This is a genomic window from Rugamonas fusca, from assembly GCF_014042365.1.
Lineage (GTDB): Bacteria > Pseudomonadota > Gammaproteobacteria > Burkholderiales > Burkholderiaceae_D > Rugamonas > Rugamonas fusca.
In genome coordinates this window covers 20,765-41,980 of sequence record NZ_JACEZS010000036.1, presented here as the reverse complement: position 1 = coordinate 41,980, position 21,216 = coordinate 20,765, and the positions used below count along the sequence as shown (strand labels likewise).

13 protein-coding genes are annotated in these 21,216 nt (G+C 67.1%); 4 read left to right on the top strand and 9 right to left on the bottom strand.

Going from position 1 to position 21,216, the window contains the following annotated elements; translation table 11 throughout:
• Positions 1–197: 197 nt before the first annotated feature.
• Positions 198–1,034: a transposase gene (locus H3H36_RS25045; RefSeq protein WP_182220775.1), complete on the top strand. Its 837-nt coding sequence runs from the start codon at positions 198–200 to the stop codon at positions 1,032–1,034.
• Between the two features lie 40 nt (positions 1,035–1,074).
• Here the strand turns inward: H3H36_RS25045 and H3H36_RS25040 are convergent, their stop codons facing one another.
• From H3H36_RS25040 to H3H36_RS27600, 5 genes are all read right to left on the bottom strand, one after another.
• The gene (locus tag H3H36_RS25040; protein ID WP_182220774.1) at positions 1,075–4,848 is read right to left on the bottom strand and encodes a glycosyltransferase; all 3,774 of its coding nucleotides are present in this window, start codon (positions 4,846–4,848) and stop codon (positions 1,075–1,077) included.
• Positions 4,848–6,167: a class I SAM-dependent methyltransferase gene (locus tag H3H36_RS26760; protein ID WP_220459853.1), complete on the bottom strand. Its 1,320-nt coding sequence runs from the start codon at positions 6,165–6,167 to the stop codon at positions 4,848–4,850. Before H3H36_RS26760 ends, H3H36_RS25040 begins: the two co-directional genes overlap by 1 nt.
• Positions 6,168–6,194: 27 nt before the next feature.
• A complete protein-coding gene (locus H3H36_RS25030) occupies positions 6,195–6,995 on the bottom strand; it encodes an ABC transporter permease (RefSeq protein WP_311196693.1) in 801 nt (266 codons plus the stop codon).
• Positions 6,992–7,885, bottom strand: coding sequence for a hypothetical protein (locus H3H36_RS25025; RefSeq protein WP_182220773.1), 894 nt, complete (start codon positions 7,883–7,885; stop codon positions 6,992–6,994). Before H3H36_RS25025 ends, H3H36_RS25030 begins: the two co-directional genes overlap by 4 nt.
• A gap of 153 nt (positions 7,886–8,038) precedes the next feature.
• Positions 8,039–9,460 carry an ABC transporter ATP-binding protein gene (locus tag H3H36_RS27600; protein ID WP_182220772.1) on the bottom strand — a complete coding sequence of 474 codons (1,422 nt, stop codon included), beginning with the start codon at positions 9,458–9,460 and terminating at the stop codon, positions 8,039–8,041.
• Positions 9,461–9,607: 147 nt separating this feature from the next.
• On the opposite strand from H3H36_RS27600, the gene cysC reads away from it, so the two are divergent.
• Complete coding sequence (cysC, locus tag H3H36_RS25015; RefSeq protein WP_375539621.1) at positions 9,608–10,219, top strand: adenylyl-sulfate kinase; 612 nt, start codon at positions 9,608–9,610, stop codon at positions 10,217–10,219.
• Positions 10,220–10,298: 79 nt separating this feature from the next.
• On the opposite strand, the gene H3H36_RS25010 is transcribed toward cysC, so the two are convergent.
• The 4 genes from H3H36_RS25010 to H3H36_RS24995 are packed head-to-tail and all read right to left on the bottom strand — an operon-like array spanning position 10,299 to position 14,529.
• Positions 10,299–11,108 carry a Crp/Fnr family transcriptional regulator gene (locus tag H3H36_RS25010; RefSeq protein WP_182220770.1) on the bottom strand — a complete coding sequence of 270 codons (810 nt, stop codon included), beginning with the start codon at positions 11,106–11,108 and terminating at the stop codon, positions 10,299–10,301.
• A 16-nt stretch (positions 11,109–11,124) separates the two neighbouring features.
• Positions 11,125–11,451 carry a VanZ family protein gene (locus H3H36_RS25005; RefSeq protein WP_182220769.1) on the bottom strand — a complete coding sequence of 109 codons (327 nt, stop codon included), beginning with the start codon at positions 11,449–11,451 and terminating at the stop codon, positions 11,125–11,127.
• Between the two features lie 49 nt (positions 11,452–11,500).
• Complete coding sequence (locus H3H36_RS25000) at positions 11,501–12,754, bottom strand: tetratricopeptide repeat protein (protein WP_182220768.1); 1,254 nt, start codon at positions 12,752–12,754, stop codon at positions 11,501–11,503.
• The gene (locus tag H3H36_RS24995) at positions 12,751–14,529 is read right to left on the bottom strand and encodes a CHASE2 domain-containing protein (protein ID WP_182220767.1); all 1,779 of its coding nucleotides are present in this window, start codon (positions 14,527–14,529) and stop codon (positions 12,751–12,753) included. The genes H3H36_RS25000 and H3H36_RS24995 overlap by 4 nt, the downstream gene beginning before the upstream one ends.
• A gap of 271 nt (positions 14,530–14,800) precedes the next feature.
• Here H3H36_RS24995 and H3H36_RS24990 point away from each other — a divergent pair, with 271 nt between their 5' ends.
• Together H3H36_RS24990 and H3H36_RS24985 are read left to right on the top strand one after the other, a co-directional pair.
• Entirely contained in the window at positions 14,801–16,171 is a 1,371-nt protein-coding gene (locus H3H36_RS24990) for a FecR family protein (protein ID WP_182220766.1), read from the top strand.
• 432 nt (positions 16,172–16,603) lie between these two features.
• Entirely contained in the window at positions 16,604–21,142 is a 4,539-nt protein-coding gene (locus H3H36_RS24985) for a beta strand repeat-containing protein (RefSeq protein WP_182220765.1), read from the top strand.
• Positions 21,143–21,216 lie beyond the last annotated feature (74 nt).

Below are 21,216 nucleotides of genomic sequence, written 5' to 3'. Positions count from 1 at the left end.
TACCGCTATACTTGCTCATACCAGCCTCCCTGTACGTAAGTTCAACTCGACATTGAATGCTTACTGTACCCCCGGCGTATGCCGGAGGGAGGTTGGCTAGATGATTATCAGGTCCGGCATCGCGCCATAAATTGTTGACTGATTGATGGCTGCGCCAAGTCAAGGCAGATCGGATTGGTGAGGATTAGGGTGGACGAATGACACGTCCACTTCGCCTGGAATTCGCCGGCGCCCTCTATCACGTCACCTCGCGTGGTGATCGTAGTGAAGCGATTTATCGCGATGATGCTGATCGCCTGGCTTGGCTTGATATTCTCGCGCTCGTCTGCAAACGCTACAATTTTATTGTCCACGCGTATTGTCAGATGACGAATCACTATCATGTGCTGATTGAAACGGTGGACGGGAACCTGTCGCTAGGAATGCGTCAGTTGAATGGCCAGTACACGCAGCTTTTCAATCGCCGCCATCAGGTTGCGGGCCACCTCTTCCAGGGCCGTTACAAGGCTATCCTGGTGCAGAAGCAGGGCTACTTGCTGGAGTTGGCACGGTATGTGGTCTTGAATCCGTTGCGAGCGCGGATGGTGAGCTCATTGGGCGCATGGCCATGGAGCAGCCATCACCTGCTGGTGGGCGCGTGCAAGGCGCCAGCGTGGTTTGACCGGGAATGGTTGCTGGGGCAGTTTGGCTCGACCGGGAACGTAGCGGTCCAGCGTTACATCCGCTTCGTGATGGCTGGCATCGGGCGGGACAGTCCATTGCTAGGCGTGAATTACCAACTCATCCTCGGCGACGCCGCTTTTACCGCACGTTACCACCATGGCCCCCCGCATGGCGCAGTGCGTGGCATTTCCAGAACGCAGCGGCGTGCGCTGGGGTGGCCATTGGACGAATATCGGCGTCATTTTCCTGACCGGGATGAGGCGATAGCGCGCGCGTATTTCTCCACCGTGTATACCATGCAACAGATCGCCGATTTTTTCGGCATTTCAATGAGAACCGTGAACCGTGCGGTACAAAAATTCGAGGCGTAGGGTTAGTTTGGCAGATTGCCGGACCTGACCCCCGCCACCTTCAGCCGGGCTGCTGGCGCGCTGCGGCCAGCATGTCCAGCAGTTCTGCCGCCGTCTCGCGCCAGGTGCGCCAGCGGATGGTGTCGGGCTTGGGATGGCGGCCTGCGGCATGCTCGGCCAGCCAGGTACCGACGGCCCGCGCCAGGTCCGCGCCGTCCAGTCCACTGAAATAGCTGGCGCCATCGCGCGCCACTTCGCGGAACACGGGTATGTCGCGCGCCAGCAGCGGCAGGCCGCGGCTGGCCGCCTCGATCAGCGGCAGGCCGAACCCTTCCCCCTCGCTCGGTTGCAGCAGGCAGGCGCAGGCGCCGTACACTTGTTCCAGCGCCGCATCGTCCAGCCCTTGCAGCCAGTGCAAACGCCGTCCCTGCTCGGGGTGCTGCTGCAAGCGCTGCACGATGGTGGGGATGGTGCGGCGGGCAGCGGCCGGCAGCGGCTTCCACCCTTCGTTACCGACGATGACCAGTTGTACATCGACACCGGCCGCCCACAACGATTCGAACGCGGCCAGCGCCTGCAGGTGGCCCTTGCGCGGTTCGATGGTGCCCACCATCAGGAAGCTGGGCCGCGCGCGCAGCGCCGGCAGCAGCGGATGGGGCACGTCGTCCACGTTCGCCTGGCCCGACGTGCCGGCCAGGTCGGCGCCCAGGTGCAGCGCCGTCAGTTGCAGCGGCGCGCGCCGTACGCCCTCGGGCAGCGGGTGGCGTTCCAGCCAGCCGCGCATGTCGTCGGCCACGGCGTGCGAGATGCACACCAGCCGGTCCGCTTCGGCGGCGATGGTGGCCAGCCAGGCGGCGTGGCCGGCGTCGGCGCCGGGCGGGAAGAACTCGGGCCGCAGCACGGGCAGCAGGTCGTACAGCACGAAGCTGACGTGCACGCCGCGCGCGCGCCAGCGCGCATACAGGCCGTCGGCGGCGGCCCCGCCCACCGGGCCGGGCGCGAAGTCGGCGCCGTAATAGACGTCGCCGGCGCGCACGTCGGCCACCGGGTCATGGGTGGCGCGCGCATCAAGGCCCAGCAGGCCGTAGGCGTACTGGCGCGCGTAGCGGCATTGCCAGCGGCCGTCCTCCTGGACCAGGTAGACCGGTTCCACGCGCCAGCCCGGCGGCTGCAATTGCAGCAGTTCCAGCAGCTCGGCGCGCACCACCCGTTCGATGCCGGTGCGCAGGTCGTGGCGGGCGATGGTGGTCACGTCCACCAGCAACTGGCGCGGCGCCAGCGGATCGGGCGCGGCCGCGATGGCGCAGGCCAGCTGGCGCTGCAAGGCGCCGTCGTCGGCCAGGCCGTCCACCTCGGCCAGCGCCCGCAGCAGGGCTTGCCGGCCGGGGCGCACCTTGGCCAGTACTTGCGCGTACAGGGCGGCGCAATGTTCGGGGCTGTGCTCGCGCCGCAGCAGGGCGGCCGCGCGCGCGCCCATGGCCGCGCGCAGGGCGGCGTCGCCATGCAGCGTTTCCAGCGCGGCCGTCAGGGCGGCGGGGGCGAAGGCGTCGTCGAGCTTGAGCACGCAGTCGTCCGGCAGGGCCGCCATCGAGCCGTTGGCGTTGACGATGGTGGGCAAGCCGTAGTTCATGCAGTCGAGCACGGCGGCCGAGGTTTCACCGCGCGACACGGCGCGCAATTGCACGGCCGCGTCGGCCGCCTGCAGGTAGCGCTGGTAGTCGGCCTCGTCGGTCCAGCCGGCGATGCGGATGCGCCGTCCGGCCGCGCCGCTCAACATGGCCGTCAGTTCCAGGCCGTATTCGGAACCGTGGTTGGCGCCCACCAGCACCAGTTCGCAAGCGGGATCGTCATGCAGGCTGGAGGCCAGCCACGCCTGCACCAGCTCGTGCGTGAGCTTGGTGGGGGCGATGAAGCCGAAACTGCACACCAGGTAGGTGCCGGGCCGGATGCCCAGCGCCGTGCGGGCGGCCGCGCGTGCATCGTCCAGCGCCGCTGGCGTGGCGCGCGGCAGCGGCACCACGCTCCAGTCGCGGTCGGCCCGCGGGCCGTACCACTGGCGCGCCAGCACGCGCGCATGGTCGGAGTGGACGATCACGTGGGTGGCATCGCGCAGCACGGGCAGGTTGCCAGGGTAATCGCGCTTGGCCGCTTCGGCCGCGTCGGCGCCGCCACCGAGGCCGGCGCGCAGGGCCGGGTAGCCGTGGGCGGCCAGCGCCTCGCTCCAGGCATGCGGCAGCAGGCCCGATAACTGTTCGTACACCAGCACGCTGCTGAGGAAGAAGTCGTGCAGCACCACCACCCCCGGATGCTGGCGCAGCAGCGGGAACATATGGCTGTGGAACGGGCTGTTGCCGAACTGGTAGAGGATGTGGTCGTAGCCGGCGCCATGGTCGGCGAACCAGTCCACCGTGCGGCGCGGCAGCGCGGCCAGCGCGGGCGGCAGCGTCAGTTGGTCCTGCTTGAGTACCAGTTCGATCTCGAAGTGGTCCATCAACGCTGGCAGCAGCTGGGCCGCGTAGTCGGCGATGCCGGTGCGTTCCGGCGGCAGCGGCGAGACGAAGGCCAGCCGTGGCTTGCGCGCGGGCGCAGGCACGGGAGCGGCGGCGCTGGCCAGTGTCGCCACATGCTGCTCCATGGCGCGCAGCGCGCGCCGGGCCGAGATATCCCACGAGAATTTGGCGGCCTGCTGGCGGCCGTGCACGCGCAGCCGTTCCAGCATGGCCGGGTCGTCCAGCACTTCGGCCAGCTTGGCGGCCATGGCGGCTGGCGAACCGGCGTCGAACAGGGCCTCGGCGCAACCGATCACTTCCGGGATGCTGGTGTTGTCGGCCCCGATCACGGGCGCGCCGCAGGCCATCGCCTCCAGTGCCGGCAGGCCGAAGCCTTCATGTTTGGACGGGAAGATGAACAGGGTGGCGCTGCGGTACAGGGCGATCAGGGTGGCGTCGTCCACGTAGCCGGTCAGCACCAGTTCGTCGGCCGCCAGGCCGCAGCGGCGCGCGTGGGCCAGCAGCGCGGCGCGGTCATGCTCGCCCACCTTGCTGGCCACCAGCAGCTGGTGGGCGCCGCGCACGGCCGGCGGCAGCAGGCTGAAGGCCGTGATCAGGCCGTCGATATTCTTGCGCGCGTCGAAGCCGCCGGGCGCGTACATCAGCATGGCGCGCGTCAGGCCAAAGCGCTGGCGCAGCGCCGCTTGCTCGGCGTCGGCCAGCGGGGCCGGGTGGAACTGGGCGTCCACGGCGGTGGAAATGGCCACCACCTGTTGGGGCGGCAGGGCCAGCGCGTCCAGCGCTTCCTGGCGCGAATAGTCGGAGATGGCCAGCAGCAGGCCGGCCCGTTTGAGCGAAGCGATCTTGCGCTGGTAGTAGTCCTGTTGCGTGGCTGACGGCAGGTAGGCGGCCGGATTGAGCAGCGGGATCAGGTCGTACAGGATGGCGGCCGTGCGTTCGGCCCCGAGGTGGCAGCCGATCGAGGTGACGCTGTCGTCCACATAGCCTTCGAACAGGCTGGTGACGAGCACCATGTCCGGCTCCAGTTCGGCCAGCACGTGTTCGCGCAGCAGTTCGCTGGCGCGCGCCCGCGGGCCGTTGGCAGGCGCCAGCGCGGCCACCGGCACGGCCGGCTCGAACACGCACACGCGCTCGGACGGCACCAGGTCGGCGAAGGCGTGGCGCAGGTCGGGGATGGCGTCGGCCAGCGCGCCGTTCAGCAGCAGCCAGACTTCATGCTCGCCGGCGTTGCGGGCCACGGCCAGCGCCAGCGCCAGCGAATAGCGTCCCACGCCGCGAAAACGGCTTTCCGACTGGGCTCCTTGCAGGTCGATCACGATGCGCATCAGGGTTTCTTCCTCGCGGCCAGCGCTTGTTGCAGTTGTTGATAGGCGTGCAGGGCGCGCGGCGACAGCTGCTGTTCCGATTCGGGCACCGGGGCCGGCGCGCCCGTGTGGGCGGGCTGGTAGGCCAGGCTGTACAGGCGCGCCTGCAGCGCCGGGAAGCGCGCCACCACGGCGCGCACGGCGCGCGCGAAGCGGGGCCGGCGCAGCACGGCCCGCATGGCCGCCAGCAGCAGCGCGCGGGCGCGCTGGCGCGGCGCCAGCCGGAAGCGGAACTGGCGCCACGCGCCGCGCGCCGCGCGGGCCTGGTCGGTGGCCCAGCGCAGCGGCGCCGTGACGCGCCACGAACGGCTGTTGAGCATGTCGATGATGCGCTGTTCCAGCTGTACGCCGCGCGCTTCCAGTTGGCCCAGCCGGGCGCTCAGGTCGGCGTGCAAGGCCGCCTGTTGCTGCGCCAGCTTGTCGGTGGTACCGGCCAGCGATTCCACGCCGCCGGCCACCACGGCCACGCCGCCGCGCAGCGCTTCCAGCTCGCCGTTGGCCTGCGCCAGGCCGCGGTGCAGGCTGGCGCGGTCGCGCTCCTGTTGTTGCTCGTAGCGCTGGGCCAGCTGGCCCAGGCCCACCCCGTAGGGGGCCGCGAACGGCGCGTCGAACGCGGCCAGCACGTGCGGCGCGGCGGCGCGCTGGGCCACCACGGCGTAGTCGGGGCTGACCCCTTCGAGCACCGTGATCAGGCCCAGGGCCGTGGCCTCGTCATGCAGGGCCGGGTCTTCCTGCAGGCGCACCACGCGGTGGCGATCGAAGCCGCCATATTCGACGGCGAATGCCAGCAGGGCCGGCGGCAGCGGGCGCTCATGGGTAGGGTCGAGATAGAAGCTGGACGCGCCCACGGTCAGGTTTTCCGGATTGGGCGTCTCCAGCAGCAGCAGGCCGCCCGGCCGCAGCGCCCGGTGCGCCTCGGCGATCAGTTCCTGCACCAGCGCGAACGGCAGGTGCTCGACCAGGTGGAAGGCCGACACCAGCGCCAGGCTGGCGTCGGGCTGGGCGCGCAGCGCGGCCAGCGCGTCGATCTGTTGCACTTGCAGGCCGCGTTCGCGGCAGGCCGCCAGCATGCCGGCGTCCAGGTCCACGCCGCTGCCACGCAGGCCGCATTCGGCCAGCAGTTCCAGCCACTCGCCGCGGCCGCAGCCGAGGTCCAATGCCGGCGCGCCGAGCGCCGCCAGCGGCAGCAGGAAGGGGCGGTAGGCGCCCAGGCGTTGCTTGATCAGTTCGCGCGAACCGCGGTAGCGGTCCTCGAAGGCGCGGTAAAAGGTCTGGCTCATGTGCTCATCTCTCCGGGCGGCGCGCCATCACAGTTCGTCCACCATCTCGCCGGCGCGGCGGCGGAACAGGCGCAGGCCCAGCGCGCAGCTGACGACGGCCAGCACGGCCACCGGCAGCAGGCTGCGCCAGTGCGGCGCCTGGCCATGGACGAGGATGGTCTGGCAGGCATTGATCACGGCCGCCATCGGGTTCCACACCAGCAGTTCGCGCACGGCGGCCGGCAGCGTGGTCACCGGGTAGACGATGGGGGTGAACCAGAACCAGAATTGCAGCAGGATGGTGAAGAACTGGCCCACGTCGCGGAAGAACACGTTGAGCACGCCCAGGATCATGCCCAGCCCGATGGCGAACAGCACCAGCATGGTCAGCACCGGCACCAGCGCCAGGTAGGCCCAGCCGGGGAAGCTGCCCGACAGCAGCAGAAAGCCCGTGAACAGGCCGAAGATGATGCCGAAGTTGACCAGCGCGTTGAGCACCACGATGATGGGCAGGCAGATGCGGGGAAACTGCAGCTTCTTGATCAGGTTGGCGTGCTCGATGAACACGGACTGGCTGCGCGAGGTGATCTCGGCGAACAGGCCCCAGGTCAGCACGCCGGCGCACAGGTAGATGCTGTAGGCGAACGGCGCGCCGCTGCCGGCCAGGCGGCTGCCCATGACCTGCGAGAAGATCACCGTGTAGACGATGATCATGGCCAGTGGATTGAGTACCGTCCACAGCGCGCCCAGCAGCGAATTGCGGTACTTGGCCTGGAATTCGCGCCGCACGCTGCCCAGCACGAAACCGCGGTAGCGCCACACGCTGGCGAGCAGGGCGGGCATCCTCATGCGCGGCGCACCTGGAAACCGGGCGCGCTGGTGGCGCCGGGCCAGTGGCGGGCCAGCGTCAGGCCGGCGCGGCGCAACGCGCCGAGGCCGAAGCCGGGCGGCAGCGTGAGCAGGTCCAGCACCAGGCCCTCGCCGGTCAGGTCTATCGTGTGGCGCAACTGCCACTGCTGGTCATACACCTGCAACTGGCCGTCGCTGAAGTCGCGCGCGGCGCGCTCGGCCAGGGCCGACACGCCCACGCAGCGCTGCACGCCATCGCTGGCCACGCCGCGCGGGAAGCCGCCCGTCTCGAGCACGAAGCCGTGCTCGCCCAGCAGCCGGCTTTCGGCCGACGAGCAGGTCAGCAACTGGCCTTGTTCCCGCCACATGTTGTGGCCGCAATTGCCCAGCTGGACGCGGCGCACCAGCGCGCGCGTGGCCAGCGAGAACAGCAGCAGTTCGCTGGGGCCGCGGTTGTGCGCCAGCACCCACACGTGGCCGTCCTCGAACATGAAGGAATTGAAGTGGTGCACGTCGCCCTGGTCGCGGCAGGCCAGCGGATACCATTGCTCCCAGCGCTGGCCGTCGTAGATGGCCACCATGTCGTCGTGCGAGGCCGTGGCCCACAGCTTGCCGTCGTGCCAGGCGATCTCGTGCAGGTCGCGCAGCGGGAAGGGCGCCTGCAGCGTGCCGCAGGGGCGCAGCGCGCGGTCGAAGATGAGGATCTCGCCCCGTTCCAGTGCCGGGTCGACGGTGGACGACACCAGTCGCTTGCGCGCGGCCACGTACAAATGGTCGCCGTGGCGGGCCAGGCCGTAATACAGGCCGCGTCCGCTGTCGAGGCGGACGGCGTGGCCGGTGTCGGTGTCGAGCAGCAGCAGGGATTGCGAGGTGGTGACGAGTAAATCCATGACGAAATTGGAGGCAGCGAGGCAACCGGCGATTATAGCGTGAAATGCTGAACAGGCCGCAATGTTGCGTGCCTGCTAAGGTGCGGGGTCAGGTCCGGCATCACGCCACAAACCAAGGTTTGTGGCGTGATGCCGGACCTGACCCCGGACCGTTCAACATGCGGGCGCCTGGCGCTGCAGCTCGCAGATCGGGTCCAGGTTGCACACGCCGCTCCACACGATGGCGTCCAGGTTGCGCAGCACCGTGAAGGCGCTGGCGTCCTGCTGGCGGGCCAGGGTCTGGCGGAAGTCGCCTTCGCCGGCGCCGCCCTCGGCCACGCCGGCCGTGATGGTGTAGTCGCCCGGTGCCAGGCTGGCCTTGAACGAGAACTCGGCCCGCACCGCCTCGCCGGGCGCCACTGGGCCGATGCGCTGGCCCATGCAGTAGGTGTTGGTCATGAACACGGCTTCGCCGCGCGCGTTGCGGATCTGGAAGCCGATGTGGGGATCGGCGTAGCCCTGCGCGAAGCGGCTCTCGACCCGCACCGTGGCCACGCGGTCGCTGACGATGGTGGCGGCCGGCTGGTCGTCCACGTACAAGCCGACGGCGTCCAGCGTGGCGCCGCCATGGGCGAAGGAGCCCACGGTGGACGGGGCGGTGGCGTCGGCCGCGGTGGTGGCGCTCGCCGTGGGCGGCGTGCCGGCTGGTTCGGGCACGGTGGCCGCCTCAGGCGCCGCGACCGGGGCGCTGCTGTCGGCGGGCGCCTGCCGGCTGGCGCTGCCGTCGGCGGCGCGGCCGGCGGCGTCGGAGCCCGGTTCGGCAGTGGCCGTGCGCACCGGGGCCGGCGGCGGCGCCTTGCCTTCGCGCTGGTGCAGCACGTGGGCGTTGTACAGGTCGATCACTTCGCGCGGGCTGCTGTCGAGCGCGACGCGGCCGGCGCTGATCAGGATGGCGCGGTTGCACAGCGAATACACGGCGCCCATGGCGTGCGACACGAACAGCAGCGTGGTGCCGGCCTGGCAGTAGGCACGGATGCGTTCATAGCATTTTTGCTGGAAGAACACGTCGCCCACGGCCAGCGCCTCGTCGATCACGAGGATGTCGGGCCGCACGGCCGTGGCCACGGCGAACGCCAGCCGCACCTGCATGCCCGATGAATAGACCCGCACCGGCTGGTCGATATAGTCGCCGATCTCGGCGAACGCCTCGATGCCCGGCATCAGTGCCGTCACTTCCTCCACGCTCAGGCCGATCAGCTGGCCGGCCATGACGGCGTTCTGGCGGCCCGTGAAGTCGGGATGGAAGCCCATGCCCAGCTCCAGCAGGGCGGCCACCCGGCCGTGGGTGGTGACGGCGCCCGTGGTGGGCTGGGCCGTGCCCGTGATCAGCTTGAGCAGCGTGCTCTTGCCGGCCCCGTTGACCCCGATCAGGGCCACGGACTCGCCGGCCGCGATGTGGAAATCGATATCCTGCAGCACCCACTTGAGGCGGTGGCGCTGTCCCAGGAAAGGCGTGACCCATTCAAGCAGGCGCGACCAGCGGCCCGGGTATTGTTTGTATGCCTTGCCCAGTTGACTGACGTGTATGCTGCCCATGTGTTGAGTGGTGTTCGTGACGGGAAGGGGCCGCATTATAGCATCGGCAACAGCGCCGTCGTCCCGTGCGCGGCTTGCCTGGGGCGCGGCGGCGCTGGTATGATCGGCGCCTGCCGCCATGGGCGGATGTCGCCCGGAAAGGCCCCGATGAGCACCCAGAATATCTTCCTCCAAGCGCCCGCGATCGCGCCCGCCAACCGCGCGCTGCGCCGCCACCAGCGGCCCTGCGTGCTGTGGTTCACCGGCCTGAGCGGGTCGGGCAAGACCACCATCGCCGGCCTGGTCGAGCGCCGTCTGGCCGAACTGGGCTTGCACACCTACCTGCTCGATGGCGACAACGTGCGCCACGGCCTGTGCCGCGACCTCGGTTTCAGCGACGCCGACCGGGTGGAAAACATCCGCCGCGTGGGCGAGGTGGCGCACCTGATGGCCGATGCCGGCCTGATCGTGCTGAGCGCCTTCATTTCCCCGTTCCGCTCCGACCGGCGGCTGGTGCGCCAATTGATGGAACCGGGCGAATTCGTGGAAATCTTCATCGACACCCCGCTCGGCGAATGCGAGCGGCGCGACCCCAAGGGCCTGTACAAGAAAGCGCGCGCGGGCCAGATCGGCAATTTCACGGGCCTCGATTCCCCCTATGAACGGCCGGAACAGCCAGAGCTGCGGCTGGCCACGCTGGAGGAAACGGCCGAGCAATGCGCGCAGCGCGTGCTCGATTACCTGGCCGCCCGCCAGTTGCTGGCGCCCCCGGCCGCCTGAAAAATTCGTATCGGGAGGGTCAGGTCCGGCAATCTGCCAACATGGCATGATGCCGGACCTGACCCCGCCCCTCCGCTCCTCAGCCTTGCGCCAGCTTTTGCAGCGCGTCGGGCTTGATGATGATGAGCCGGTGCGTGCCCTTCTTGATGATGCCCTGCTGCGCCAGCGTCAGCAGCGTGCGGGTGACTGTCTCGCGGCTGGTGTTGATCATGTTGGCGATGTCCTGGTGGGTGGGCAGGTTCTCCACCACCACCTCCTCCTCGGCGCCATCCTTCTTTTCCTTCAGCAGTTCGAGGAAGGTGTAGATGCGCTTGGAGGTGTTGTGAATGCTCAGCAGCGCGCGGAATTCCGAGTCGCGCTGCACTTTCGCGGCCAGGAAGCGCAGCATCTGGTTGGCTACCGACGGCGAATGCGAGAACAGGTGCAGCGCCGTGGCGCGCGGCAGCAGCGCCACCAGCACCGGACTGAGCGCGACCACCGAGGCCGAGCGCATGGAACCGTTGATGACGGCGATCTCGCCGAAGAAGTCACCCGGCGCCAGCATGCGCAGGCCGATGGCGCGCCCATCCTCTGTCACGTCGATCACTTGCAGCTGGCCTGACAGCAGGAACAGCAGCGCGTCGCCGGCCGCGCCTTTTTGCAGCACCACGTCGCGCTTGTTGTACTGGCGGATGCGCAGGTCGGCCCGCACCCTGGCCATGTCTTCCTCGCTCAGGTCGGCCAGCAGCGGGATCTTGCGCAAGTGAATCTGGATGTTGACCGGCTGGTTCGGCTCGCCCGGCTCCCGCCCCTCGGCTGGCGGCACCGTGGCTGGCGTGGCCGGCGCGCCGCCGATGGCGGCGGTGTCGTCGGGAACGGCGGCGGCGGGGGACTTTTTACTGGAGGTCATGCGGGTTTCCAAGAATTTAGTAGTTCAACAGCAGTGGCGCGCAGCAGGCGGCGGCCGCGATGCCGGCCGCGTTCGCGCCCAGGTCGCGCCAGCAGAAGCGCCGTCCCGGCACCAGGTTCTGCAGCACTTCGATCACCCAGCCCGCCACCAGCAGCCCCACCAGCCAGTAGCCCAGTTCGCGCCAGCCGTGGGCCAGCCGCAGCGCCAGCAGCGTGAGCGCGGCGAAGGCGCCAAAGTGCAGCAGTTTGTCGTTCGGCAGCACGGGCAGCCAGCCGCTCGGCGCCAGGCAGCCGGCCGACACGGCGGCCAGCGCCAGTAAAAAGAAAATCAGTTCCCAAGCCATGGTGGCGTTGCTCTTTGCATAAATCGAAGGAGGGTGCCGCGGCTGGCGGTCAGAAACCATCCCAATGCCAGGTCAGCTGCAAGCTGCGGCTATTATATTGAAACAGCGAGATATTTTCCCTGTTCTGGGTCGAGCGCCATTCCAGTTGCAGGCTGTGGTGGGCTGGCAGTTGCATCGACACGCTGGCCGTCAGCAGGCGCGTGTCCTGCCGCCGGACCAGGTCGATCACGTTGGGCGAGTACACGCTCGCGCCGCGCCATACCTGGCGCGTCCAGCCCAGCTGGCCGCTGAAACGTTCGCCCAGATTGCTGTAAAGCAGTAGATTACCATACCAGCCATCGCGGTTGCCCCCCAGCCGGCCCGCCTGGCCATGGTCGGACAGCACACCCACCCCCGCCAGCGCCTGGCGCACGTTGTCGCGGTAGTTGAGCGTGCTGCCCAGTTCCACCGTGTTGGCGTCGTACTTGGTGCGGGTGGGGTAGGTGACGTGGCTCAGGCCGCTCGTGAGCGACCACTCCAGCGCCTCGGGCAAGTCCACCGGCGGCGTGGCGCGCAGTTGCACCTGGGCCTGGCGCTGATAATAGTGGCCGTTCAACTGCAGGGCGCTCAGGCCGGCCGTGGCCCGGCCGCGCCATTGGCCCAGCTGCCATGGCTGCTCCAGCCCCACCAGCGCGGACGTCATGTCCTGCTCGTGCTCGTGGTCGTGGCGGCGCACGCGCAGCTGGGCGAAGCCCAGCAGCTTGCTCTGGCCCAGGTTGCCGCTGTAGTCGGCCGACAGCAGGCTGTAGCCGTCCGCCTTGGGCAGGTATTCGGGCGTCAGCTGCCACTGCAGGTAGTTGGCGCCGCTGCCGGTGCTGAAGAAGGCGCTGCTGGCGCCCTGGTTGACGTTGTTGTCGTAACCGCGTCCGGCCGATAGCGACAGCAGGTCGCGCCGGCCAGGCGGCAAGGGGTGGCAGCCGCGCGCGCGGTGGCCCTGGATCACTTCCACGATGCCTGGCGGCGGCGCGAAGCGCCGTTCGATCTCCACGAACAGGCGCTCGGCTTCGGTGCCGTGTCCCAGCTCGCACTGGCTGATGGCCAGGTCCAGCCAGGCGCCCGCGTGCTGCGGTTCTTTTTCCAGGAAGCGCATCAGCAGCCGGGTGGCGTCGTCGGGGCGGCCGTCGGCCAGCGCCTTCATGGCGCTCACGTACAGTTCCTCCTGCTGCACGGGCGGGAATGGCGGGGCCTCGTCGGCCCGCGCCGCTGGCAGCGATAGCGTGGCCAGCAGCGCGGCCAGCAGGGACATCAGCGGCCGGCGCGTCATGCCACGGGCTCCAGCGTGTAGAGCTGCACGGGCTTTTCCTTGCCGCGCAGGCGGCGTTCGCCCAGGTGGAGGAAGCGGTGGCGGGTGGCGCTGCGCACCGTGCCCTCGCCGATGATCACGTCGTGCGGGAATTCACGGGCGGCCTGCTCCAGCCGCGAGGCCGTGTTGACGCTGTCGCCCACGGCCGTGTAGATGCTGCGGAATGCCGTGCCGTAGTCGCCGGCCATGGCCAGGCCGCTCTCGATGCCGATCCGCACCCGCAGCGGCAGCTTGCCGTCGGCCACCCGGCGCGCGCTCATGCGTGCCACTTCCATGAGGATCAGCTGGGCCGCGTCCAGTGCCAGGTCGGCGTGGTCGGCGATGGGCAGTGGCGCGCCCCAGAACGCCACCAGGCCATCGCCCGTGTATTTGTCGAGTGTGCCGTGCATGTCGAGCACGGGGCGGGTCAGGCAATCGAGGAAGTCGGTGGTCAGTTTGGCCGCTTCCTCCACCGGCAGCGATTCCACCTGGGTGGTGTAGCCTTCCATGTCGGCGATCAGCGTGGTGACCTGGCGCTGCTTGGGCGAGAGCGGGTCTTGCAGGTCGCTGCGCAGCAGTTCATCGACCACTTCCTTGGCCACGTACTGGCGCAGCGTGTGCAGCAGCTGGCGCGACTTGTGTTGCGTGAGCTGCCAGTGGAACGGCACGGCCACGGCCAGCAGGAACAGGTTGGACAGCAGCGGCCCGGCCGTGGAGAACTGGTCGTCGTGCGGCACGACGACATAGGCCAGCACCAGCCACAGCGCGGCGCTGGCGCCCAGCAAGGCCACATTGGTGGCGGCCGACCGGCGCGGCAGGGTGTAGCTGATCAGCTGCACCACGCTCAGGCAGAACAGCAGCGCCATCCATTTGCCGGGCCAGGGCGCGGGCGCGTGGCCAGCCTGGCGCGCCAGCAGGTTGTCGAGCACGGCCGCGTGCACCAAGAGGCCGGCCGTGGACGCCCCCAGCGGCGTGGACAGGCGGTCGCCGATGCTCAGCGCCGAGGAGCCGATCAGCACCAGTTTGCCGGCCACCTGGTCGGGCGTGAAGTTCTGCTCCAGCACATCGGCCGCTTTCAGGCCGGAGTAGGCCGACCAGGCGCGGCTGTAGGGTACGCGCAGGGCGCCCGTGGGCAGCTCGGCGGCGGGCCCGCCGGCGCAGCAGTCGAACAGGGCGCGCGCCAGGGTCGGATATTGTTTGCCTTCAAAGCTGGCGTACATGGGCACCCAGCGCAGCGTGCCGTCGTGGTCGGGCGCCACGCCGATATTGCCGGCGTATGCCGATTGCGCCAGCCCGGCGTGGTTGGCCAGGTAGCCGGTGGCCGGCACGGCGCCAGCGGCGGCCGGCATGCCGCCCACCAGCTGGCCGCCCCGCAGCGGATGAGGCTGATTTGCAAAATCGAACAACTGGGCCAGCACCACGGGGCCGTGGCGGGCCAGCATGGCCAGGCGCGCGTCGCCGTCGGCGTCGGCCGGCTTTTCCTGCAGGATGTCGAGCGCCACGCCGCGCGCGCCGTTGGCCAGCAGGGTTTCGATCAGGGTGGCCAGGCGCGCGCGCGGCCACGGCCACGGCAGGGCCGCCAGGCTGCTCTCGTCGATGTCCACCACCAGGATGCGCTGTTCGGGCGCCGCGCTGGCCCGCAGCCGGATGAAACGGTCACGCAGCCAGTCGTCCGCGAACCCCGTGCCCGAGGGCGCCAGCCACTGCGACCAGACCGTCAGCAGGACGGCGGCCAGCGCGATGCCGGTGCGAAACATGGAGGCGGATGGAATCAAATGGCGCAAGATAGGCTAACAAGTCGGTGCCGGCAAGGCTCGCGTGCCGGAGGCTGGGGCAGGAGAGGGGCGGCACCCCAGTAAAATAGTTGTCAAGTATAACGCTTTGCGGCCGTCAACACTATGGCGAGGGGGCGAAAAAGCGGCCGCCAGCCTGCCCGTATTCTTAATTGTATCCAAATGCAAGAATGTGACGGTAATCACATACTTTGGCGCCAGAATACGGACAATGCAGGGTGAGGGAGAATATATTATGTTGCGTCAGATTTTGGTCTCGTTAAGCGTGGGTGCCGGCTTGCTGTGGTCGGCCGCCGCCACGGCGGGCGAGGCCGGGAAAGTGGTATTTGTCACCGGACAGGTGCAGTTGGCCAAGAAGGCGGCGGTACTGGACGCGGCCGTGCAGGAGGGCGACGAGGTCGCCACCGGCGCCGATGGCTACGTCTATATCAAGACGGTGGACGCCGGCTTCCTGATCCTGCGCCCCAACAGCAAGGCGCGCATCGCCGCCTACCAGGTTGACCAACAACATCCCGGCAACACCCACGTCAAGCTCGAATTGCTGGGTGGCGTGGCGCGCAGCATCTCCGGCACGGCCGTGAAAAAGGCGCGCCAGAATTTCCGCTTCAACACCCCGGTGGCCGCCATCGGCGTGCGCGGCACCGACTTCATCGTCTACACCGACCAGGAAACCTCGCGCGTGGTGGTCGTTTCCGGCGGCGTGGTGGTAAGCGGCTTCTCCGGCGGCTGCGGTCCGGAAGGCAGCGGCCCGTGCGAAGGCAATACCAGCCGCGAACTGTTCGCTGGCCAGTCCGGCCTGCTGCTGCAGGTGCAGCGCGGCCAGAATATTCCGCAGTTGCTGCACAACCCGTCGCTGGCGCCGGACCAGAGCGTGCCGCCGCGCGGCGATGAACCCGTGGGCAAGGTGACGCCAGCGTCCAGTTTGCCGGTAGCGGTGCAGGATGTGAACCTGGATGCGCAAAAGGGCGCCGGCCTGCTCAACGCGGGCAAGTCCGCCAGCGGCAATAACACTGCCCAGACCGGCACCGACTCGGGCACCAAGGTGCCGCCCGCTGAAATCGTGGTCGATCCGGGCAAGCCCGTCGTGCCGCCCGCGCCGCCCAGCCCGCCCGAAATCCTGTGGGGCCGCTGGCAAGCCGTGGCCGACATTCCGCAGGATACGGCGGTCCTGGCGAAACTGCGCGATGGCACATTTGAGAACACCTACACGGCCGGCGGCGCCTATGTGATCGCGCGTCTGAAGAACAGCCAGCTGGTTATGCCCAAGGAAGGCTCGGCGTCGTTCGTGCTGACGGGCAGCGCGGCCACGCTGCAACTGGCGGGTCAGGATCCGGTGGCGGCGGCCATCAAGGATGCCCACCTGGATGTGAATTTTAGCGGCCGCAGTTTCTCCACCGGCCTGACGGTTTATACGCCCGATACGTCGATGGCGGTGGCGGGCCAGGGTTCCATTACGTCGCAAGGCGGTTTGGTCAGCGATCTGGGTTCCAACATGACGATCCGCGGTTATCTCGGTGGTTCCCAGGCCGAGCAGGCCGGTTACGTCTTCAAGACGATTAATAACCCCAAACTGACGGCCGAGGGTGCGACCAGCTGGAAGCACTGATCAGCAAGGATGCGGGACGGCGGGCTGGCATTCGCAAGAGTGCCAGCCCGCTGTCTTGCCAGGGGCGATTCGGCCGGCGCCGGTGGCGGTAATTACAATGCCTTATTAGTTAGTGGTGGCGTTACATGCATCACTATTCATGGTTGGTGAATTAAGCTTGCCTGTTCATCTACCCGATTCACGCCCCCCCCCGTCATATTTCCGCCTCATTGCACAAATTTTGTGCAGCGCATGAGCGTAATCTCAAAAAAAACACAAAATATTACAAAAAAGGGTAGATTCACTGTGCCAATGTGATGGCCGTCACAACATCTGCCCCCCTATCTGGCAATATACTCCCAGTTCTGCAAAAAAGGCATCTTCAGCGTTTGGTACTAAGCGCTGTCTGATGGCAGAGAACCTGGTTTAAACCACAATTTAAAGGAAATCATCATGGCTGTAGCCGCAGATTACACTACCGTAGCGCAAGAACTCTATCTGGCCTATTTCGGTCGTCCAGCCGACGTCGTCGGTCTGAACAACATGACCGCCGCCATGGCAGCTGGCAACGTGCCAACCAACACCGCTGATTTCGTCGCCGCTTACAGCACGAACTCGACCGTCAAGACCCTGGTCGACAGCTTCGGCAACAGCCCCGAATCGGCCAACCTGTACGGCTCCGGCACCACCGCCGCTTTCGTCAACGCCATCTACCAGAACCTGCTGAACCGCGCTCCTGCCGTCTCCGGCCTGCTGTTCTGGGTTAACGCGATCGACTCCGGTACGCTGACCAAGGGCGCCGCCGCCATGAACATCCTGGCAGCCGCAGTCAAAGACGGTGGCGACGCCACCGACCTGGCCAACGTCACCAACAAAGTGACCGTTGCGACCAACTTCACCACCACCATGTCCACCAGCGCCGCTGATATCGTGGCTTACTCGGGCGCCGTAGCCGCTCAAGCCGCTCGCGACCTGCTGAAGACCGTGGTAGCAACCTCCGACCTGACCACCATCCAGTCGTCGATCGATTCGACCCTGGCCACCATCGTTGCTGACAGCATTCCTAGCGTCAACAGCGTGCTGACCACCGGCATCGACAACATCGTTGGCGGTTCGGGCAATGACGTGATCACCGCTGTGATCGACACCACCAACACCCCTGCAGCCTCCACCCTGACCGCGCTGGACGTGATCAACGGCGGCCTGGGCAACGACACCCTGAACCTGAACATCATCAAAGGTCCTGATGCTGGTGGTTCGGTTGCCGCACTGCCTTCGGTGACCGTGTCGGGCGTAGAAAACCTGAACGTGCGTTCCGCTGTCGCCCTGACCGCCAACGTGTCCACCTGGACCGGTCTGACCGCCGCCAATGTGACCCAGGGCACCGACGTGGCCCTGACCGCTGCTGGCACCACCGCTGTCAACGTTGCTGGCACGACCGGCTCCGTCGCTATTGACGGCGGCTCGACCCAGACCGTGACCACCGGCGGCACCACCGTGACCCTGGGCGCGACCACCGTTGCGACCGGCGCCATCGCCGTGACCCACACCGCACAAGCTGCTAACGCGATCCAGATCGACGGCGGCACCACCGTGGCCGTGACCGCTTCGGGCGCCACCACCGGCGCCACCACCGTTGGCATGGGCGGCGCGACCACCGACCAGCCTTCCGGCGCGATCACCATCAACACCACCGGCAAGGCATATGCCGCTGCCGACAATAGCGTCACCCGCGGCGTCATCCAGACCACTGGCGGCACCACCGTGACCATCAACGAAACGGCAACGTCGTCGTCGGCTGCTGCCGCTACCGACACCTCCGTCGTTGGCCACAACGTCGTGCAGAGCGCTGTGACCGTGAACGGCGGCGCGTCGACCACCACCGTTTCCGTGACCCAGTCGGCTGCCGTTGACGGTGTTGACGCAGTGGCTGCAACTGTTGGTGTGAAGCAAATTAAGACCGTGACCTTCACGGCCATGGCTGTAAACGACACCATCGAGGTCGGTGGCCTGACCTTCACCGCCGCCAAGGCGCTGACCGCTGCTCAAGCTGCTGCCGCCTTCGCTAACCTGAGCGCTGGCGCCACCGTTGGCTCCGCACCTGCCGGCAACGGTATTTACTCCGGCACCTTCTCGGCTAGCTACACCACCGGCGCTGTTGTTACCACTGGCACTGTGGTCACTGTGGATGCTACCGCCAAGACCGCAGCAACGGCCGCCACGGCGCTGTCCTTTACCGATGGCGTTGCTGTAGGCAGCCCATCGATCGCCGACAAGACCGCCGGCCTGACCGCTGTTGACGCCGTCACCGGCGTGTTGGGCGTGACCGGCGGCGCAGTGGTCGTGAACGGCGCCATCACCGGCACCGACAAGATCGCTACCGTGACCCTGGACGGTTTCGGCGCATCGTCGTCCGTGACCTCGGACGCACTGACCACCCTGAACCTGGCACACAGCAACGCCGGCGTCACCGTGACCAACACCGCCGCCAGCACCCTGGCACTGGGCCTGAACGCTGTTGGTGACTCCGACGTGACCGCCACCGCCAACCTGGGCGCGACCTACACCGCCCTGAACATCAACGCCACCGGCGCTGATTCCGTGGTGAACGTCACCGCTGGCGGCGTGACCGCGCTGACCGTGGCTGGTGCCAAGGCCGTTGACCTGACCGGTTCGACCCTGGGCGCACTGAAGACCGTGACCGTGACCGGTTCGGCTGGCGTGACCGTGGACGCCTCGGGTGCCAACGTGACCGCTGTGAACACCTCGGCCACCACCGGCACCAGCGCCGTGAAGATCGACGGCACCAATGCAACCTATACCGGTGGCGCTGGCGTTGATAATGTGACCTTGGCAAACACCACTGTTGCTAAAGCCATCGACACGGGCGCTGGCGATGACTCCGTCACCCTGTCCTCCGGCACGCACTCGCTGACCGCGAACGTTAGCGGTGGCGCAGGTACTGACACGCTGGTGATGGACGCAGCCGATGCTGCATTCGTTACGCTGAACAACTCCTTCCAAACCAAGATCGACGGTTTCGAGAAGCTGAGCCTGAACAAGGCTGCTGCAGTTGCGACGGTTGACCTGGCCAACATGGACGGTATTAGCTATGTTGTGAGCGCAGGCGCAGCTACGGCCGCAGGCGCGAACACGACGTATGCTAGCGTCAAGTCCCTGCTGACCGCCGGCGATACCATCGCCTTCACCTACAATGGCAGTGCCAAAACCGCGACCATTGGTGCGACCGCTGGCGCTACTGCTACCATCGCTGAAGTTCAGTCCGCTATCGATGCGCAAGTTGGTTCGGGTAAGGTGTCCGCTGCGTTCGCCACGAATGACCTGGTGCTGACCGCTGTTGGCGACGCTGCCCACGACACCCTGACTGGTGGCAACTACGCCAACGCGGGTGGTACGCTGGCAACGCTGGATGGTGCCGATACTGCTGGCACCGCGTACTCGACCGCCTGGACCGGCGGCGTGGCGAAGCTGGCTACCGGTGAAAAGATTCTCTTCACCTACGATGGCACGCAGTATGAGGCGACGGTCACGATCGCCGGTGCTTCTGCGACTGCAGGCGAACTCGACGCGGCTATCGCCGCTGCTGTGGACAAAGCTACCGGCTTGGTCACCTTCGGTGCTGGCAAGGTAACGGCAACGCTGACGAATGCTGGCGCTGACATCACCTTCACCGCTGCCGCGCCATATCATACGTTGGTCGGCGGTGCACTGGATGCGGTTGGCGACAACGTCGCCGCAACTGACACCGCAGGTGCAGCCGCCTACAGCGTCTACGCAAGCGAAGTTGCGCTGTTGACCAAAGGCGACACCATTGCCTTCACCTACAATGGCACCGTCTACACGGCTACGGTTGGCGTCACGGCTGGCGCTACGGCGTCCGCCGCCGAAGTACAAGCTGCGGTTGATGCGGCCGTTGGCGCTGGTAAGGTCGGTGTGACCTTCACCAACGCCGGTGCTGACCTGACGCTCACTTCGGTTGACCATTCCAAGACGCTGGTCGGTGGTAACTTCACCGATGTTGGCGGTACTTACGCCACGACCGCAGGTAGCGACGCTGCTGGCACGGACACCACGCTGACGCTGAACCACATGGCCAACAACGGCACGCTGGAACTGACTGGTCTGGGCGCTGGCGCGATCGTTACCATGACCGACGCGACCGGCACCGCCGACACGTTCAACATTGTGACCAAAGTTGGTACTGCTGACCTGAACTTCGGTACTGTTGCCGTTGCCGGTGTGGAGACTGTCAACGTCACCGCTACCGACACCAGCACCACCGCTGCGATCAACACCTCGACGCTGAGCATCACCGACGCCGCCGCCAAGACCATCAAGGTCGTTGGCAACGCCAACGTGTCGCTGTCGCTGGATGGGACCGACGTGGCAGTGACCTCGATCGATGGTTCGACCATGACCGGCAAGCTGGTTGCCGCAACCGTGGCAGGTGCTACCGCTGCTGCAACCATCAAGGGCGGTTCGGCAGCCGACACGCTGACTGCTAACCACAGCGGCGACGTGCTGCTGGGTGGCGCAGGCAACGATACCCTGATCGTCCACGGCGGTCTGGTGACCCTGACCGGTGGCGCTGGTGTTGACACCTTCAACGTGGCATTCGCTACGTCGAACGTCAACAGCTACGCAACCATCACGGACGCGACCTCGGGCGAAACCCTGGTGTTCGCTGGTACCGCTGGCAATGCGGCAACGGGCGCTGAGCACTTCCTGGCATCGAAAGTTGCTCTGGCAAGCACCGCAGTGTTCCAGGATTACGCCAACGAGGCCGTGCACCTGAGCAGCGCGCACGATGTGTCGTGGTTCCAGTTTGGTGGCGACACCTACGTGGTGGAGAACGTCTCGGGTGGTGCTACCTTCTCGAACGGTAGCGACATCATTGTCAAGCTGACCGGCGCAGTCGACCTGAGCACCGCTGCCTTCAGCAATACCGCTCACACCATCACGCTGGGCTAATCAAGCCAGTCTGGTGGCAAGCTGAATCGCAGCCCTGTTCCTCCGGAACGGGGCTGTGACCGGCGAAACCGCCA

What these genes read in the sequence shown, in the direction of transcription:
- H3H36_RS24985 (WP_182220765.1), top strand. Translation starts at nt 16,604, where the DNA reads ATGGCTGTAGCCGCAGATTACACTACCGTAGCGCAAGAACTCTATCTG.
- cysC (WP_375539621.1), top strand. Translation starts at nt 9,608, where the DNA reads ATGAGCACCCAGAATATCTTCCTCCAAGCGCCCGCGATCGCGCCCGCC.
- H3H36_RS26760 (WP_220459853.1), bottom strand. Translation starts at nt 6,167, where the DNA reads ATGAGCCAGACCTTTTACCGCGCCTTCGAGGACCGCTACCGCGGTTCG.
- H3H36_RS24990 (WP_182220766.1), top strand. Translation starts at nt 14,801, where the DNA reads ATGTTGCGTCAGATTTTGGTCTCGTTAAGCGTGGGTGCCGGCTTGCTG.
- H3H36_RS25000 (WP_182220768.1), bottom strand. Translation starts at nt 12,754, where the DNA reads ATGACGCGCCGGCCGCTGATGTCCCTGCTGGCCGCGCTGCTGGCCACG.
- H3H36_RS25025 (WP_182220773.1), bottom strand. Translation starts at nt 7,885, where the DNA reads ATGGATTTACTCGTCACCACCTCGCAATCCCTGCTGCTGCTCGACACC.
- H3H36_RS25040 (WP_182220774.1), bottom strand. Translation starts at nt 4,848, where the DNA reads ATGCGCATCGTGATCGACCTGCAAGGAGCCCAGTCGGAAAGCCGTTTT.
- H3H36_RS25030 (WP_311196693.1), bottom strand. Translation starts at nt 6,995, where the DNA reads ATGAGGATGCCCGCCCTGCTCGCCAGCGTGTGGCGCTACCGCGGTTTC.
- H3H36_RS25045 (WP_182220775.1), top strand. Translation starts at nt 198, where the DNA reads ATGACACGTCCACTTCGCCTGGAATTCGCCGGCGCCCTCTATCACGTC.
- H3H36_RS24995 (WP_182220767.1), bottom strand. Translation starts at nt 14,529, where the DNA reads ATGTTTCGCACCGGCATCGCGCTGGCCGCCGTCCTGCTGACGGTCTGG.
- H3H36_RS25010 (WP_182220770.1), bottom strand. Translation starts at nt 11,108, where the DNA reads ATGACCTCCAGTAAAAAGTCCCCCGCCGCCGCCGTTCCCGACGACACC.
- H3H36_RS27600 (WP_182220772.1), bottom strand. Translation starts at nt 9,460, where the DNA reads ATGGGCAGCATACACGTCAGTCAACTGGGCAAGGCATACAAACAATAC.
- H3H36_RS25005 (WP_182220769.1), bottom strand. Translation starts at nt 11,451, where the DNA reads ATGGCTTGGGAACTGATTTTCTTTTTACTGGCGCTGGCCGCCGTGTCG.